Annotated in this window: 17 protein-coding genes; 4 read left to right on the forward strand and 13 right to left on the reverse strand. The window is 56.2% G+C overall.

The features are described 5' to 3' along the window. The 10 genes from rplE to AC9UEO_RS12965 form a co-directional block, all read right to left on the reverse strand. Nucleotides 1-424 (reverse strand): 50S ribosomal protein L5 (gene rplE / locus AC9UEO_RS12920; RefSeq protein WP_509534244.1); only part of this gene is annotated, 424 nt, incomplete at its 3' end. A gap of 2 nt (nucleotides 425-426) precedes the next feature. Next, nucleotides 427-747, reverse strand: coding sequence for a 50S ribosomal protein L24 (gene rplX / locus AC9UEO_RS12925; RefSeq protein WP_509534247.1), 321 nt, complete (start codon nucleotides 745-747; stop codon nucleotides 427-429). A gap of 11 nt (nucleotides 748-758) precedes the next feature. Then, nucleotides 759-1,127 (reverse strand): 50S ribosomal protein L14, encoded by a 369-nt coding sequence (gene rplN / locus AC9UEO_RS12930; protein WP_509534250.1) that lies wholly within the window; start codon nucleotides 1,125-1,127, stop codon nucleotides 759-761. Nucleotides 1,128-1,285: 158 nt separating this feature from the next. Further along, entirely contained in the window at nucleotides 1,286-2,857 is a 1,572-nt protein-coding gene (locus AC9UEO_RS12935) for a glycerol-3-phosphate dehydrogenase/oxidase (RefSeq protein WP_509534253.1), read from the reverse strand. Between the two features lie 93 nt (nucleotides 2,858-2,950). Next, nucleotides 2,951-4,684, reverse strand: coding sequence for an ABC transporter substrate-binding protein (locus tag AC9UEO_RS12940; RefSeq protein ID WP_509534256.1), 1,734 nt, complete (start codon nucleotides 4,682-4,684; stop codon nucleotides 2,951-2,953). An 82-nt stretch (nucleotides 4,685-4,766) separates the two neighbouring features. Further along, complete coding sequence (locus AC9UEO_RS12945; RefSeq protein WP_509534259.1) at nucleotides 4,767-5,075, reverse strand: DUF2160 domain-containing protein; 309 nt, start codon at nucleotides 5,073-5,075, stop codon at nucleotides 4,767-4,769. 21 nt (nucleotides 5,076-5,096) lie between these two features. Beyond that, nucleotides 5,097-5,909: a carbohydrate ABC transporter permease gene (locus tag AC9UEO_RS12950; protein WP_509534261.1), complete on the reverse strand. Its 813-nt coding sequence runs from the start codon at nucleotides 5,907-5,909 to the stop codon at nucleotides 5,097-5,099. Further along, on the reverse strand, nucleotides 5,902-6,783 hold the full coding sequence (locus AC9UEO_RS12955; RefSeq protein ID WP_509534264.1) for a carbohydrate ABC transporter permease: 882 nt from the start codon (nucleotides 6,781-6,783) through the stop codon (nucleotides 5,902-5,904). Before AC9UEO_RS12955 ends, AC9UEO_RS12950 begins: the two co-directional genes overlap by 8 nt. After that, on the reverse strand, nucleotides 6,780-7,865 hold the full coding sequence (locus AC9UEO_RS12960; RefSeq protein WP_509534287.1) for an ABC transporter ATP-binding protein: 1,086 nt from the start codon (nucleotides 7,863-7,865) through the stop codon (nucleotides 6,780-6,782). The genes AC9UEO_RS12955 and AC9UEO_RS12960 overlap by 4 nt, the downstream gene beginning before the upstream one ends. Before the next feature lie 4 nt (nucleotides 7,866-7,869). Further along, nucleotides 7,870-8,949 carry an ABC transporter ATP-binding protein gene (locus AC9UEO_RS12965; RefSeq protein ID WP_509534266.1) on the reverse strand — a complete coding sequence of 360 codons (1,080 nt, stop codon included), beginning with the start codon at nucleotides 8,947-8,949 and terminating at the stop codon, nucleotides 7,870-7,872. A gap of 181 nt (nucleotides 8,950-9,130) precedes the next feature. Here AC9UEO_RS12965 and AC9UEO_RS12970 point away from each other — a divergent pair, with 181 nt between their 5' ends. The 4 genes from AC9UEO_RS12970 (at nucleotide 9,131) to AC9UEO_RS12985 (ending at nucleotide 12,557) form a co-directional block, all read left to right on the forward strand. Next, nucleotides 9,131-9,934 carry a DeoR/GlpR family DNA-binding transcription regulator gene (locus AC9UEO_RS12970; RefSeq protein WP_509534269.1) on the forward strand — a complete coding sequence of 268 codons (804 nt, stop codon included), beginning with the start codon at nucleotides 9,131-9,133 and terminating at the stop codon, nucleotides 9,932-9,934. Between the two features lie 25 nt (nucleotides 9,935-9,959). Next, complete coding sequence (gene glpK, locus AC9UEO_RS12975; RefSeq protein ID WP_509534272.1) at nucleotides 9,960-11,441, forward strand: glycerol kinase GlpK; 1,482 nt, start codon at nucleotides 9,960-9,962, stop codon at nucleotides 11,439-11,441. Between the two features lie 26 nt (nucleotides 11,442-11,467). Further along, nucleotides 11,468-12,298, forward strand: a complete 831-nt coding sequence (gene proC, locus AC9UEO_RS12980) for a pyrroline-5-carboxylate reductase (RefSeq protein ID WP_509534275.1) — start codon at nucleotides 11,468-11,470, stop codon at nucleotides 12,296-12,298. 79 nt (nucleotides 12,299-12,377) lie between these two features. After that, a complete protein-coding gene (locus AC9UEO_RS12985; RefSeq protein ID WP_509534278.1) occupies nucleotides 12,378-12,557 on the forward strand; it encodes a hypothetical protein in 180 nt (59 codons plus the stop codon). Nucleotides 12,558-12,598: 41 nt separating this feature from the next. On the opposite strand, the gene ubiA is transcribed toward AC9UEO_RS12985, so the two are convergent. From ubiA to AC9UEO_RS13000, 3 genes are all read right to left on the reverse strand, one after another. Further along, nucleotides 12,599-13,534, reverse strand: coding sequence for a 4-hydroxybenzoate octaprenyltransferase (gene ubiA / locus AC9UEO_RS12990; protein ID WP_509534280.1), 936 nt, complete (start codon nucleotides 13,532-13,534; stop codon nucleotides 12,599-12,601). Nucleotides 13,535-13,545: 11 nt separating this feature from the next. Next, the gene (locus tag AC9UEO_RS12995; protein WP_509534283.1) at nucleotides 13,546-14,508 is read right to left on the reverse strand and encodes a LysR substrate-binding domain-containing protein; all 963 of its coding nucleotides are present in this window, start codon (nucleotides 14,506-14,508) and stop codon (nucleotides 13,546-13,548) included. 5 nt (nucleotides 14,509-14,513) lie between these two features. After that, on the reverse strand, nucleotides 14,514-15,677 hold a 1,164-nt coding region (locus AC9UEO_RS13000), incomplete at its 5' end, for an ATP-dependent DNA helicase RecG (RefSeq protein WP_509534284.1).

Genomic DNA, 15,677 nt, shown 5'->3' on the forward strand with positions numbered 1-15,677 from the left:
CGATCTCGGGAAAGATGATTTGGTCTTTCACGCCGATGTTGTAGTTGCCGCGACCGTCAAAAGCACGGCCGGAGATACCACGAAAGTCACGCACACGGGGCAAGGCCACGGTGACGAAACGATCGAGGAATTCATACATGCGAACACCGCGCAAAGTCACCATGCAACCAATGGCTTGCTGCTCACGGATTTTGAAACCCGCAATCGCTTTACGCGCCTTGGTGACCACAGGCTTTTGGCCGGAAATTTTGGTGAGGTCGCCCACCGCATGGTCCATTACTTTTTTGTCGGCAACCGCTTCTGACACACCCATGTTCAGAGTGATTTTGGTCAGACGTGGCACCTCCATGGGTGATTTGTAGCCAAATTTAGCGGTCAACTCAGGGACCACTTTTTCACGATAGTGTTGTTGGAGTCGTGCCATGTTTATGCCGCCTTGATGACTTCACCACTGGACTTGAAGATGCGAACCTTCGAGCCATCGGTATTGACCTTGATGCCCACGCGATCGGCCTTGCCGGTGGTGGCGTTGTAAATAGCCACATTGGACTGGTGGATAGGCATGCTTTTTTCAATCACGCCGCCAGTGGTGCCCGCCATGGGGTTGGGTTTGGTGTGCTTTTTCACCACATTGATGCCGTCGATCAAGAGATGTGAATCGTCAGCACGCACAGCAACTTTTCCACGCTTGCCTTTGTCGCGTCCTGTGATGACGATGACCTCGTCGCCTTTGCGAATCTTGTTCATGGTCGGAGTCCTTAAAGTACTTCAGGCGCCAAAGACACAATCTTCATGAACTTCTCGGTACGCAGTTCACGCGTGACCGGGCCGAAGATACGGGTGCCAATAGGCTCGAGTTTGGCGTTGAGCAATACTGCTGCATTGGCGTCGAACTTGACCAAGGATCCGTCGCTGCGTCGGATGCCCTTGGCAGTGCGAACCACTACCGCGCTGTAAATCTCGCCTTTTTTGACGCGACCACGGGGTGCAGCTTCTTTGATGCTCACTTTAATAACGTCGCCAACGCTGGCGTAACGACGTTTAGAGCCGCCCAGCACCTTGATGCACAAAACGGATTTTGCGCCGGTGTTGTCGGCCACTTCTAATCTGGATTCAGTTTGGATCATTTCATTTCCCAACTTGTACCGGGCATGTGGCAGAAAAACTCAACCACTTGTGCTCGATCAGTCTTGGGCCCGTCATCTGCGCCTCGAACCATTTCGCGGCGCTTTTGCTTGGGGCTGTCGTCTGTCTTTATCTGCTGTTTTAGTAGCAGAGCCGGCTATTATGGCATAGATTTCAGGCTGTATTTGCTGGCCAAGTTCAAATATTCTGAAAGTTCAGGTTTTTCACAGCCTTCACTAAGCAAAACAGTGGCCACCTGAGCTGCCGCTGCCGCCGATTGGCGGGCATCCAAAAACAAGGCGCGGGAGCGCCTGGCCAAGACATCCTCCACCGTTCGGGCAAATTCGTGGCGAACAGCAAAACGCACCATGGCTTCACTCAGGCCGGGCAAAAGCCAATTTTCTGAACCCGGCAAAGCGGCTACATCTGCCTGCTCGTCACCGTACAAATGCATGCCTTGGGGTCCAGTCAGGCTCACAGGCCGAGACGATTGGCGTATCGCGCCCTTGAAAGCGGCGGCGGGATTACCGCTGCTGTTGCGCACTCGCAACAGCTTGCTGGTCAAACACTGTGTCAGCACGTCGTGCGCCATGGCGCGGTAGGTGGTCCATTTGCCGCCTGTCACGGTGACCAATCCGCTTTGGCTCACACTCACAGTGTGCTCGCGGCTGAAGCCTTTGGTGCTGGCACCCTCTTCGTGGTGCGGTTTGACCAAGGGGCGCAAGCCCACCCAGACACTGCTGACATCAGAACGCTTAGGCGCCTTGGCCAAATAGCGCGCAGACTCATTTAATATGAAGGCAACTTCTTCATCAAAGGGGGCTGGTTCGCGGGGCATGTCGCTGCGTGGCGTGTCGGTGGTGCCTAAGATGACCTTGCCCAGCCAAGGCACAGCAAAAAGCACCCTTCCATCCGCGGTTTTGGGCACCAAAAGAGCATGGTCACCGGGTAAAAATTCACGCCCCACCACCAAATGCACTCCTTGGCTAGGCGCCACTATGGGCTGGATTTTCACGCCATTGGGCTGGGCATCGAGTTGTCGAATATGGTCAACCCACACGCCTGTGGCATTGATCACGCAGGTTGCATTCACCTGATAACTTTGACCGCTTTCATGGTCTTGGGCCAGCAAGCCGCAGACCCGCCCCTCAGTGTGAAGCAGTTGGGTAACGCCGCAATAATTGACCACCAAGGCACCCTCTTGGGTTGCGGTCCGGGCCAAATTCACCGCGTAACGTGCATCGTCAAATTGACCGTCCCAGTACTGCACCCCACCCAGCAAGCCCTGCGCCTTCAAGCCAGGCATTCGGGCTTTGACGCTGGCAGCGCTTAAAAATTCTGTGCGGCCAAGACCCTTGGCGCCAGCTAAAAAATCGTAAAGTTTTAAACCTATGCCATAAAAACCAGTCTCCCACCAACGGTAAGACGGCATGACAAAGGGAATCGGTTGCGCTAAATGTGGGGCGTCATGCAACAAAACAGCACGCTCATGCAGAGCCTCCCGCACCAAGCTGATATTGCCTTGCGCCAAATACCGCACACCACCATGCACCAGTTTGGTTGATCTCGATGAAGTGCCTTTGGCAAAGTCATGCGATTCGAGCAACGCCACTTTGTAACCTCGCAGGCTGGCCTCTAAGGCAACGCCCAAGCCAGTTGCACCGCCGCCTATCACCGCCAAATCAAAGCTTTGGGGGACTGCCAACTGTTGAAGAAGTTGTGAGCGGGTCATGGGTGACTGACCAAAGATGGGCCTGCGCCACAGCGGCGTCAGGCCCCCAGACGAGACGGACAACCCTAAGAATGGGTTGCCGCCGGTCAGGCTTTAGCGAACGCGGCCTTCCTTCCAAGCGTTGAGCAGCTTTTCGTAGGCGATGGTTTCGCCTTTGGGCTTCTCGTTAGCCAATTTGGCCCATGGTGCAGCTTTGTCGCTCAGGTACTTCGCAGGGTCACCCTTGGGGTTGAGTTTGGGTGCGCAACGGGCCATGCCTGCTCGCTCCAAACGCGCCATCACGTCGTCCATCTCGTTGGCCAAGTTGTCCATGGCTTGCTGAGGTGTTTTTTCACCCGTCACGGCCACCGCTACGTTTTTCCACCACAGCTGAGCGAGCTTGGGGTAATCGGGGACGTTGGTACCAGTAGGCGTCCAAGCCACTCGTGCAGGGCTGCGGTAAAACTCCACCAAACCGCCAAGCTTGGGCGCCATTTTGGTCATAGCGTCTGAGCGGATGTCGGACTCACGAATAGGCGTCAAACCGACGATGGTTTTCTTCAACGAAGTGGTTTTGGCGGTCACGAATTGGGCGTACAACCAAGCAGCAGCGGTTTTGTTGGCGTCGTGGTCTTTAAAGAAAGTCCATGAGCCCACGTCTTGGTAGCCGTTTTGCATACCTTGCTTCCAATAGGGGCCGTTGGGGCCAGGAGCCATGCGCCACTTAGGTGTGCCATCGGCATTGACCACGGGCAAACCAGGCTTGGTCATGTCGGCGGTGAAAGCGGTGTACCAAAAAATTTGCTGGGCAATTTGGCCTTGCGCAGGCACAGGGCCGGCTTCACCGAAAGTCATGCCAATGGCTTCTTTGGGTGAATATTTCTTCATCCAATCCACGTACTTGGTCAGCGCATAGACAGCAGCAGGCGAGTTGGTGGCGCCACCACGGGCGACAGACGCACCTTGGGGGTTACAACCGTCAGCAGAGGCACGGATACCCCATTCGTCAACGGGGCGTCCATTGGGAATGCCAATGTCTGCAGTACCGGCCATGGACAACCATGCGTCGGTGAAACGCCAGCCCAGTGAGGGGTCTTTCTTGCCGTAGTCCATGTGGCCATAGATGGGCTTGCCATCGATGGTTTTCACGTCATTGGTAAAGAACTCGGCAATATCTTCATAGGCGCTCCAGTTAAGAGGCACACCCAAGTCATAGCCATATTTGGCTTTGAATTTTTCCTTGATTTCTTTGCGCTCGAACAAGTCTGCACGGAACCAGTAAAGGTTGGCGAACTGTTGGTCGGGCAATTGGTAAAGTTTTTTATCGGGTCCGGTCGTGAAACTGGTGCCGATGAAGTCTTTCAAATCCAAACCTGGGTTGGTCCACTCTTTGCCTGCACCTGCCATGTAGTCGGTCAGGTTCATGATCTTGCCGTAGCGGTAGTGGGTGCCAATCAAATCAGAGTCAGAAATCCAGCCGTCGTAAATCGACTTGCCCGATTGCATAGAGGTTTGCAATTTTTCAACCACGTCACCCTCTTGGATCAGATCGTGTTTGACGGTGATGCCTGTGATCTCAGTAAAAGCCTTGGCCAAGGTTTTGGACTCGTACTCATGGGTGGTGATGGTCTCAGACACCACCGAGATTTCCTTCACGCCCTTGGCTTGGAGTTTTTTGGCGGCATCTATGAACCACTTCATCTCGGCCATTTGTTGATCTTTGGACAAGGTTGAGGGTTGGAATTCGCTGTCCACCCATTTTTTAGCCTCAGCCTCTCCAGCCCACGCGCTGTGACCCAGCACCAAGGCTGCAGCGGCGAAGGCAATCGCACGGTATTTCAATTTCATGCCAGTCTCCTAAAAGTTTCCCCTTGCTCTGAGAAAACACGTGTCTTGGGGAAGTTGCAGACCGTGTTGTAGGTTGGCGTGGCTAGCCTTTGCGCATCACAAATACCAGCCAAACCGCACTCGTTAGCGTGGCCCACCAAATCGAAGGCTCCTCGCTCAATTCAAACCAGATCAACATCTGCCCCGCCATCCCCACGAACATCAGGTGCAAGTAGGCGCAACCTAAGAGGCCAATGAACAAGCGGTCGCCTCGGGTGGTGACCAAGGGCAAAAATCCTTTACGCGCCACCGTGGGCGAGCGACGCTCCCACACGGTCATGCCAATGAGCATCAGCACAATGCAGGTGAAAAAAACCGCCACTGGGGTGGTCCAAGCCATCCACTCAAGCATGGGACTGTCTCCTGCTGTGTGTCATACCCGCCCCATGGCAAAGCCCTTGGCGATGTAGTGCCGCACAAACCAAATCACGATGGCGCCGGGAACGATGGTCAGCACCCCCGCTGCGGCCAATGTCGCCCAGTCCATGCCCGAGGCGCTGACAGTGCGGGTCATGGTGGCCACAATAGGTTTGGCGTTCACGCTGGTCAAGGTTCTGGCCAACAGCAACTCGACCCAGCTGAACATGAAACAGAAAAAGGCAGTTACGCCCACACCGGCCTTGATGAGGGGCAAAAACACTTTGACGAAAAACGCTGGAAAGCTGTAACCATCGATATAGGCTGTCTCGTCAATTTCACGAGGAATGCCGCTCATAAAACCTTCCAAAATCCAAACCGCCAAAGGCACGTTGAAGAGCAAATGCGCCATTGCCACCGCAATGTGTGTGTCCATCAAGCCCACGGTGCTGTAGAGCTGGAAAAACGGTAGCAAGAACACCGCGGGCGGCGTCATGCGGTTGGTCAGCAGCCAGAAAAACACATGCTTGTCACCAAGGAAGCTGTAGCGCGAAAATGCGTAGGCAGCAGGCAAAGCCACGGTGACCGAAATGACGGTGTTAATGGCGACATAAATCAGGCTGTTGATATAGCCCGAGTACCACGACACATCAGTAAAGATGGTGGCGTAATTGTCCCAGGTGGGGTTGGCTGGAAACAAGCTAAAGCTGGACAAAATTTCTTGGTTGGTGCGAAAGCTCATATTTACCATCCAGTAAATGGGCAACAAGGCAAACAAAATGTAAAACAGCAAAAACACCGTGCGTTTTTTGAAGCGACGCTCATCCATGGCGGCTCTCCTTGGCTTGGGTGCCCACGCTTTGCATCCAGTTGTAGAGAATGAAGCACAGCAACAAAATAATGAGGAAATAAATCAGGGAGAAGGCCGCAGCAGGCCCTAAGTCGAACTGGCCCACGGCTTTTTGCGTCAGGTATTGGCTGAGGAAGGTGGTGGAGTTGCCTGGGCCCCCGCCGGTCAGCACAAACGGTTCGGTGTAGATCATGAAACTGTCCATGAAGCGCAACAACACCGCAATCATGAGCACGCCGCGAAGCTTGGGCAGTTGGATAAAACGAAACACTGCAAACTTTGACGCACCGTCAATTTGCGCCGCTTGGTAATAGGCGTCGGGGATGCTGCGCAAACCGGCATAGCCCAACAAGGCCACCAAAGGTGTCCAGTGCCAGATGTCCATCACCAACACCGTGAGCCAAGCATCGCGGGCGTTGCCGGTGTAGTTGTAGTCAATGCCCAGGCCTTGCAAAGTCGCACCCAGCAAGCCAATGTCTGCACGGCCATAGATTTGCCAAATGGTTCCAACCACATTCCACGGGATCAGCAAGGACAAAGCCACCAACACCAAGGTGACTGAGGACTGCCAGCCTTTGGCGGGCATGGACAGCGCCAACGCAATCCCCAGAGGGATTTCCAACAACAGCACCGCCAGTGAAAACACCATTTGCCGCCACAACGCTTCATGCAAGTCTTGATCACGCATCACAGCGGCAAACCATTCGGTTCCCACAAACACCCGCCGCTCGGGCGAGATGATGTCTTGTACCGAGTAATTGACCACGGTCATGAGCGGCAAGATGGCCGAAAACGCCACACACAATAGCACCGGCAAGATGAGAAACCACGCTTTTTGGTTGACAGGCTTCATGCGATCAAGGCCTCTTTGTCGTAAAAGCAGGAGTGAATACCGAGCAACTGCAAATAAACGGTTTGACCGACCTCAGGCGCTGAGCTGAGATGGGACAAGCGCACCCGCACGACCTCTCCCGCGCATTGGGTGGTGAGCAACCCACTGGTACCTAAGTCCTGCCAACGCAGTACCTGTGCGGGCAAACAACCCTCGCTAGGCGCATTGTGCAAAGCGATGTGCTCTGGGCGTATGCCCAACTTTAGCGATTCGGTGCCGGCCAAGCTCTGCCTGAGTTGATCCCCCAAAGGCAAGTGGTGCTCACCCAGCTGCAATTGCCCCGCCTGGGCCTTGGCGGGCAAGAAATTCATGCCAGGTGAGCCGATGAAGTGACCCACAAAAGTGTGGGCTGGGCGCTCGAACAAAGCCTCGGCGCTGCCCACCTGCACCGCTCGTCCGCGCGTCATGACCACCACCTCTTGGGCAAAGGTGAGCGCCTCGACCTGATCGTGGGTGACATAAATCAGCGTGTGTTTGAACTCTTGGTGCACCTCTTTGAGCTTGCGACGCAGTTGCCACTTGAGGTGCGGATCGATGACGGTGAGCGGTTCATCAAACAAAATCGCCGCCACATCAGGTCTGACCAAACCGCGGCCGAGCGAAATTTTTTGCTTTGCATCCGCCGACAATCCAGCAGCACGCTGGTTGAGTTGACCGCTGAGTTCGAGCATCTCGGCAATTTGCCCCACACGTTGGCGTATTTGTGCCTCTTTCATGCGCCGGTTACGCAGCGGAAATGCCAAATTATCGGCCACCGTCATGGTGTCGTAGATCACGGGAAACTGAAAGACTTGGGCAATATTGCGCTCTTGCGGTGTTTTCTTATTGACGTTTTCACCATTGAAACGCACCTCGCCTTGTGAGGGCTTCACCAAACCCGAAATGATGTTGAGCATGGTGGTTTTGCCGCAGCCCGAAGGTCCGAGCAAGGCGTACGCACCGCCTGCTTGAAAGCTCATTTTCATAGGCAGCAAGGCGTAGTCGCTGTCTTGCTGAGGGTTGGGGCCATAGGCGTGGGCCAAGTCCAAATCGATACGCGCCACCATCTCAGTGTCCCCCTTGGCGCAAATGTGCAGGCGCGCACAACAATGCGCCAGCCACGTCAAACACATAGGCGTCTTGCGGATGGACATAAACCGCAAGGTTAGAGCCAATGTCAAACACATGCACACCGGTTTTTTGCATAACCAACGCCAAGCCAGCGCAATCCAAATGCACAAAGGTATCGGTACCCGAAATTTCTGCCAACTGCACCCGTCCCACCAAGCCTACATCGCCGTCACGCTGCTCGGTGCGCAGCTCAGAGGCACGCACACCCAGCAGCACTCGGCCATGCTGGGCATCGACTTGCGGCAAAAGAATAGGGCTTACGTTATCGAGCATCCAGCCAGTGGCTTGTTTTTGGGCGTTCAATACATTGATGGGCGGGTCACTGAAGGCGCGGGCCACATCCAGCGACTGCGGCTGACGAAACACCTCTAAAGTGGGGCCGTACTGCAGCACTTGTCCTTCTTTGAGCACCGCGGTATGGCCTCCTAAGAGCAAGGCCTCGCTGGGTTCGGTGGTGGCGTACACCACGGTGCCTTCACCCGCGGCAAACAACAAGGTGAGGTCCTCGCGCAGTTCTTCGCGCAGCTTGTAGTCCAAATTGACCAACGGCTCATCCAAAAACATGAAAGGGGCACGTTTGGCCAAAGCACGGGCTAAGGCCACGCGCTGCTGCTGGCCGCCCGAGAGTTCGGCGGGCAGTCTTTTCAAGAAGGGGTCGATGCGCAAACGCTTGGCCAAGGCCTGCACCTGCGTTTCGATGTCGGGTTCACCACGCAAACGTAAAGGAGAGGCAATGTTGTCGAACACCGTCATGGAGGGGTAATTGATGAACTGCTGGTAGACCATGGCGACATTGCGCTCTCGTACCGGCACACCTGTGACATCTTGGTCATCGACCCACACACGTCCCGTCGTGGGTAAATCCAAACCCGCCATGAGGCGCATCAAACTGGTTTTGCCCGCTTGGGTCGCGCCTAAGAGCACCGTGACGGCGTTGGGCACCAAGACCATGTCCAAGGCGTGCAAATGCACCTGCCCGCCGACAATTTGGCTGATCTGGTCAAGTTTCAAGGTCATAGCAAGGCGCGACTCTCAGACATTAATGACTAGCCGAAACGGTAAGTCTGGGCAATTTAAAGATTTTCTTTTCTTTTCGAATTTTTGTTCGTATTTGTTTTAATTGATTCGGTATTTTCCCTAAGTTGGTGCTCGCCAAACATGGTTTATGGTTGCTTAGAGCCCTTTTTGGTCCGCCGCCATGAACCCAAACCCCCGTCAAACCCAGTTGCTCGAGGTGATTCAAGCCCAAGGCTCGGCCTCGATTGAGTTTTTGGCCGAGACTTTCTCGGTCACGTTGCAAACCGTGCGCCGTGATGTGCAACGCCTGTCGGACGCGGGCTTGTTGTCGCGCTTTCATGGCGGGGTGCGTATGCCGGGTTCAACCACCGAAAACATCGCTTATCGGCAGCGCCAAGCCTTGTCTTTGGATGGCAAAACCCGCATTGCCAAGGCCATTGCCGCGGCGGTTCCCAACGGCTGCTCGCTGATCATGAACATTGGCACCACCATGGAAACGGTGGCGCGGGAATTGCGCCAGCATCGGGGCTTGCGCGTCATCACCAACAATTTGAATGTGGCTCAAATATTGAGCGACAACCCCGACTGCGAGGTCATCGTTACCGGCGGCGTGGTGCGTGGCGTAGACCGCGGCATCGTCGGCGAGGCGACAGTGGACTTCATCCGCCAGTTCAAGGTGGACATTGGCCTGATCGGCATCAGCGGCATCGAAGCCGACGGCACCATGCGTGACTTTGACTACCGCGAAGTGAAAGTAGCCAAAGCCATCATTGAACACTCTCGCCAAGTATGGCTCGCCGCCGACCACAGCAAATTCAACCGCCCCGCCATGGTGGAGCTGGCGCATTTGTCGCACATTGACCGCCTGTTCACCGACGCCCCGCCGCCCGAGAGTTTTGCGCAGTTGCTAGAACACTCTGGGGTTGAGTGCAGCGTTGCGCAGCCCCCCCCTGGTTTTGAAGCAACGCTCACGTTAGTGCGCTAAGCTTTTGATCGAACCACTCACGACCATGACCTATCTTCTTGCACTTGACCAAGGCACCTCGAGTTCACGCAGCATTGTTTTCAAGGAAGACGGCAGCGTTTTAGCGTCAGTGCAACAAGAATTTCGCCAAATCTTCCCCCAACCAGGTTGGGTGGAGCACGACCCCGAAGAAATTTGGTCCAGCCAACTCGCCACTGCAAGACAAGTCTTGCAACACGCAGGGCTCAGTGCCGACCAAATCGCCTCCATGGGCATCACCAACCAGCGTGAAACCACGGTGGTGTGGCGGCGTGACACCGGCCAACCCATCTACAACGCCATCGTCTGGCAGGACCGCCGCGCCGAACCCGAGTGCCTGCGCTTGCGCGAGGCTGGTTTTGCCCCCATGGTGCAGCAAAAAACCGGTTTGCTGATCGATGCGTATTTTTCTGCCACCAAGTTGCAATGGATTTTGGACAACGTCAAGGACGCAAGGGCCATGGCCGAAGCTGGGCAACTGGCCTTTGGCACCGTCGACAGTTGGCTGATGTGGCAACTGAGCGGCGGTCGAATACACGCCACCGACGTCAGTAATGCGGCGCGCACCATGCTCTTGAATGTCCTCACCAACCACTGGGACGATGAATTACTGGCACTGTTTCGCATCCCCGCATCTGTGCTGCCCGAGGTTCACCCTTCAGCCAGCGATTTTGGCTATACCCAAGCGCAATGGCTGGGCAGCGAAGTGCCCATAGGCGGCGTGGCCGGTGACCAGCAAAGCGCATTGTTTGGTCAAGCATGCTTCCAAGCGGGTCAAGCCAAAAACACCTACGGCACAGGCTGCTTCATGCTGATGCATACCGGCAGTGAATTTCAAACCAGCCACAACGGTTTGATCACCACCAGCGCTGCCCAAGCCGACGGCACGCCTGCCTTTGCCTTGGAGGGCAGCGTTTTCATAGGCGGTGCAGTGGTGCAATGGTTGCGGGACGGTTTGCGAGCGTTTGACAAAAGTGCCGATGTGCAAGCCTTGGCTGAGAGCGTGCCTGACTCAGGCGGCGTGGTGTTGGTGCCAGCCTTCACTGGCCTAGGTGCACCCTATTGGCAAGCCGATGCGCGGGGGGCTATGGTGGGTTTGTCGCGCGGCACCACCATGGCACATATCGCTCGAGCAGCACTGGAGAGCATCGCTTTTCAAAGCACAGCTTTGCTGCAAGCCATGAACCGCGATGCGACGCAAGCGGTGACCGAGTTGCGGGTGGATGGCGGCGCTTGCGTCAACGATTTGCTGATGCAGTTCCAGGCCGATTTGCTGGGCATTCCTGTGCTGCGCCCGCAAGTGGTGGAAACCACCGCCTTAGGTGCGGCTTATTTGGCGGGGTTGAGCGCGGGCATCTACCGCAGCACGACCGAGTTGTCTCGCCAGTGGCGGGTCGAGCGCTGTTTTGACCCCCGCATGTCGCGGGACCAAGCGCAGTCATTGATGGCGGGATGGGAAAAAGCGGTCAGGCAAACAGTGGCAAACTGAGGTCTTTGTTTGATGGCAGGGACTGCATGACGCCGCTTTCTTCTCTTTTGCTGCCCATGGCCTTCATTGGCGGGGGCAATATGGCCAGCGCCTTGATTGGAGGCTTGGTCAAAAACGGCACACCGGCTTTGGCCATTCACGTGGTGGAGCCGCAGGAGACCACCCGCCAAGCATTGCAGGCGCAACATGGTGTCAATGTGCTGGCCGCTGCCGATGCTTCGCTAAAAGACTGCGCCTTGGTGGTCTGGGCCGTCAAGCCGCAGGTATTCAAAGAAGCGGCTTTGTTCACCAAAGCCCATGTTGCCAGTGCCTTGCATCTGAGCGTGGCCGCTGGCATCAGCAGCGACAGCATTTCGGTTTGGCTGCAGACCCAGCGAGTGGTGCGCGCCATGCCCAACACGCCCGCCTTGGTGGGCTTGGGGCAAACCGGCTTGTTCGCCCGAAGTGGCGTCAGCGTCGCAGAAAAACAAGCCATCAGCGGCATGTTGGGTTTGGTGGGTGAATCGCTGTGGGTGGATCAAGAAGCACTGCTTGACGCTGTCACCGCCGTGTCTGGTTCGGGGCCCGCCTATGTGTTTTATTTTTTGGAAGCCATGGTCGACGCCGGTGTAAAGATGGGCCTGTCGCCCGAGCAAGCCCATCAACTGGCGGTCGGCACTTTTGCGGGTGCCGCAGAGTTGGCTCGCAGCAGCAGCGACTCGCCAGCGGTGTTGCGAGAGAAGGTCACCTCCAAAGGGGGCACCACTTACGCCGCTTTGACGGTGATGCAAAACAAAGGTGTACACGCCAGCGTGATGGAGGCCATGCAAGCGGCACAGAACAGGGCAAAAACCTTGGGGCAGGAATTGGGCGGGTAACCTCCGCCCCTTGGCTATTGTGAATGACCAGAACTTAATGCCACAATAAAGCCTGTCTTCACTTTTTTAGGTTTTACACATGAACAAGTTTTTGTTAGTCCTCATCAGCACTCTGGCTTTCTCTGCAACCCCCAGCTTTGCAACGCCTTCTTCTGAAACCAGCATGGTCTCTGCGGCTTCTTCTGTCACAGATCACCTGCTGATGACCAAGAAAAAAGGCAAGTCACACAAGAAAGCCAAAAAACATAAAGCCGGTTAATTTATCCCCGCTTTTGAAAAGCCACCCTCGGGTGGCTTTTTTCATGCGCTAGCCACCATGCGCAAATGCAATCCCCAAGCCACGCCAGCAAACACCGTGGCACCCAGCCAGTGGTTCATGCGAAAAGCTTTGAAGCAGCCTTCGCGTTCCCGCTTGTAAATCATGCCGAAATGCCACATGGCTTGAAAAGCGGCGATCTCCATGGCAAACCACAGCGGCCAGCCCAGACCAAAACTTTGCAGCAACACCAAACTGCCCAACAGGTACACCGCGTAAAACAGCAGCACCGCCCACACATCCAAACGGCCTAAGGTAATGGCAGAGGTTTTCATGCCAATGCGCAAGTCGTCATCGCGGTCGACCATGGCGTATTCGGTGTCATAAGCCAAAACCCAAAACAAGTTGATGGCCAGCAAACCCCAGGCCATGGGCGGCACGGCTTGCCATACACCCTGCAAGGTGAGAGGGCCGCCGTTGACCGCGGCAAACGCCATGGGAATGCCAAAGCTGAAGGCCACGCCCAGCACCGCTTGGGGCATAGCGACAAAACGCTTGGCATAGGGGTAAATGAGGGTGATGGCCAAAGCCAAGAATGACCACGCCACCGTCACCGCGTTGGTGGTGAGCACCAAGCCAAACGCGCACAAAGCCAAGACCGCACCCGCCGTCAGCGCCTGTTTGACCGACAAAGCCCCCGAGGTGACGGGCCGCTGAGCGGTGCGTTTGACGTGCTTGTCAAAGTCGCGATCCGCCACATCATTCACGCAACATCCAGCACTGCGCATCAAAAAAGTACCCAGCACAAACACCACCAACAAATGCCATCCCGGAAAACCGCCACTTGCCAACCACAAACCACTGAGGGTGGGCCACAGCAACAACAACCAGCCAGCGGGTCGATTGAAGCGGATCAGGTCAAGGTACAGCGCCAAGCGTGAGGGCGGTCGCACAGAGTCAAGCGAAGCGGGGTCGTTCATGGCGCAGGGCCTCAGCTCAGTCGATGCACGCCTGGCAACTCGCTGGCCACGATGGCGTTGCGCAGCGCGGCAATGGCTTCATAGCGGGTGAAGCTGCGCCGCCACGCCAACACCACGCGGCGTGTGGGCGGCGCATCGTCGCCTTCGACGATGGGCAAATAGCGCACATAGGTGTCGAGGTTTTTTTTCTTTTTGCTCGGCGAGGTCAATGCATCTTTGGGCACGCTCAAGCGCGGCACCACCGTCACACCCATACCTGCTGCCACCATGTGTTTGATGGTCTCTAAAGACGAGCCTTCAAAGCTTTTGCGTATGCCCTCGGCATCGCTGGAAAAGCGGGCGAACTCGGGACACACCTCCAAGACATGGTCACGAAAACAATGGCCATTGCCCAAGAGCAGCATGGTCTCAGCTTTCAATTCGCTGGCACTGATGCTGTCGCGTTGCGCCAGTGGGTGGTTGCTGGGCAAGGCGGCCATGAAAGGTTCGTCGTACAGCTGCGCCACGGCCAAACCGGCGTCGGGAAAAGGCTCGGCCATGATGGCGCAATCGATCTCGCCGGTGCGCAGCATCTCCAGCAATTTCACCGTGAAATTTTCTTGCAGCATCAGCGGCATTTGCGGCGACATATCGATGCTGTGGCGCACCAACTCGGGCAGCAAATACGGTGCGATGGTGTAGATCACGCCCAAGCGCAAGGGGCCAGACAAAGGGTCTTTGCCGCGCTTGGCGGTTTCTTTGATGCTGGCGGTTTGGTCCAACACACTTTGCGCTTGGCGCACGATTTCTTCGCCCAAAGGCGTGACCGTCACTTCGTTGGCATTGCGTTCAAACAGCTTGACCTGCAACTCTTCTTCCAAGTTTTTGATGCCCACCGACAGCGTGGGCTGCGAGACAAAGCAGGCCTCGGCGGCGCGGCCAAAGTGCTTTTCGCGGGCCACGGCGACGATGTATTTCAGTTCGGTAAGCGTCATGAGGTTCAGGCTTTGAGAAAGTCGGATTTTCCACCCAACCAGCGTTCAACATGGCGGGCGGCTAGTTCGGGGTATTCGTCCAACATACGAGGTGCCAACTTCTGAGCCCAAGCCAAGAGTTCGGTGTCCACGCTCAGGTCGGCAAAACGCAAGAGCGCCGCACCCGATTGCCTGGCCCCTAAAAACTCGCCGGGGCCGCGTATGTCAAGGTCGCGCCGCGCAATCTCAAACCCATCATTGGTCTGGGCCATGGCCCGCAAACGCTCACGGGCGGTGTCGCTCAAGCGGCCATGCTCGCCCAAGCTGTAAAGCAACACACAGGCCGAGGCCGCAGCACCACGCCCCACCCGCCCACGCAGTTGGTGTAACTGACTCAGTCCAAAACGTTCGGCGTGTTCGATCACCATCAGCGAGGCATTGGGCACATCTACCCCCACCTCGATCACCGTGGTGCTGACCAACACACCCATTTGCCCCTGCACAAACAGCGACATGACCGCTTTCTTTTCTGGTTGCGGCATGCGCGAGTGCAGCAGACCGACCATCACACCGGGCAGTGCCTCGCACAGGGCTTGATGGGTGTCGGTGGCGTTGCGCAAATCCAGCGCTTCGCTTTCTTCAATGAGGGGGCAGACCCAGTAAATTTGCCGCCCCTCTAGCAACTGTGCGCGGATGCGCTCGACCACCTCGTCGCGTCGCGTGTCGGCCACCAGCTTGGTGACGATGGGCGTGCGCCCTGGTGGCAACTCGTCGATGGTGGACACATCCAAGTCGGCGTAATAGCTCATGGCCAAGGTGCGGGGGATAGGCGTGGCGCTCATCATCAGCAAATGCGGCTCGCGCGGGGTGGCCGAGCGGGTTTGGTCGCTATGGGCAGGGTCGCTGATGCTGCCGTTACTGGGGTTGGTTTGTTCGTCCGACAGCTTTTGCCGCAAAGCCAAACGCTGGGCCACGCCAAAGCGGTGTTGCTCGTCGATGATGGCCAAGGCCAGCGCTTTGAACTGAACCTTGTCTTGAATAACTGCATGGGTGCCCACCACCAAAGCCGCCTCGCCACTGGCCACCAAGGCCAGCATGGCGTCGCGCTCTTTTTTCTTTTGGCTGCCCGTCAACCACGCCACTTGCAAGCCCAACGGTGTCAACACGGGTTCTAGCCAGCCAATCAGTTT

This window comes from Limnohabitans sp., assembly GCF_040401495.1.
In the GTDB taxonomy this organism is placed as follows: domain Bacteria; phylum Pseudomonadota; class Gammaproteobacteria; order Burkholderiales; family Burkholderiaceae_C; genus Limnohabitans.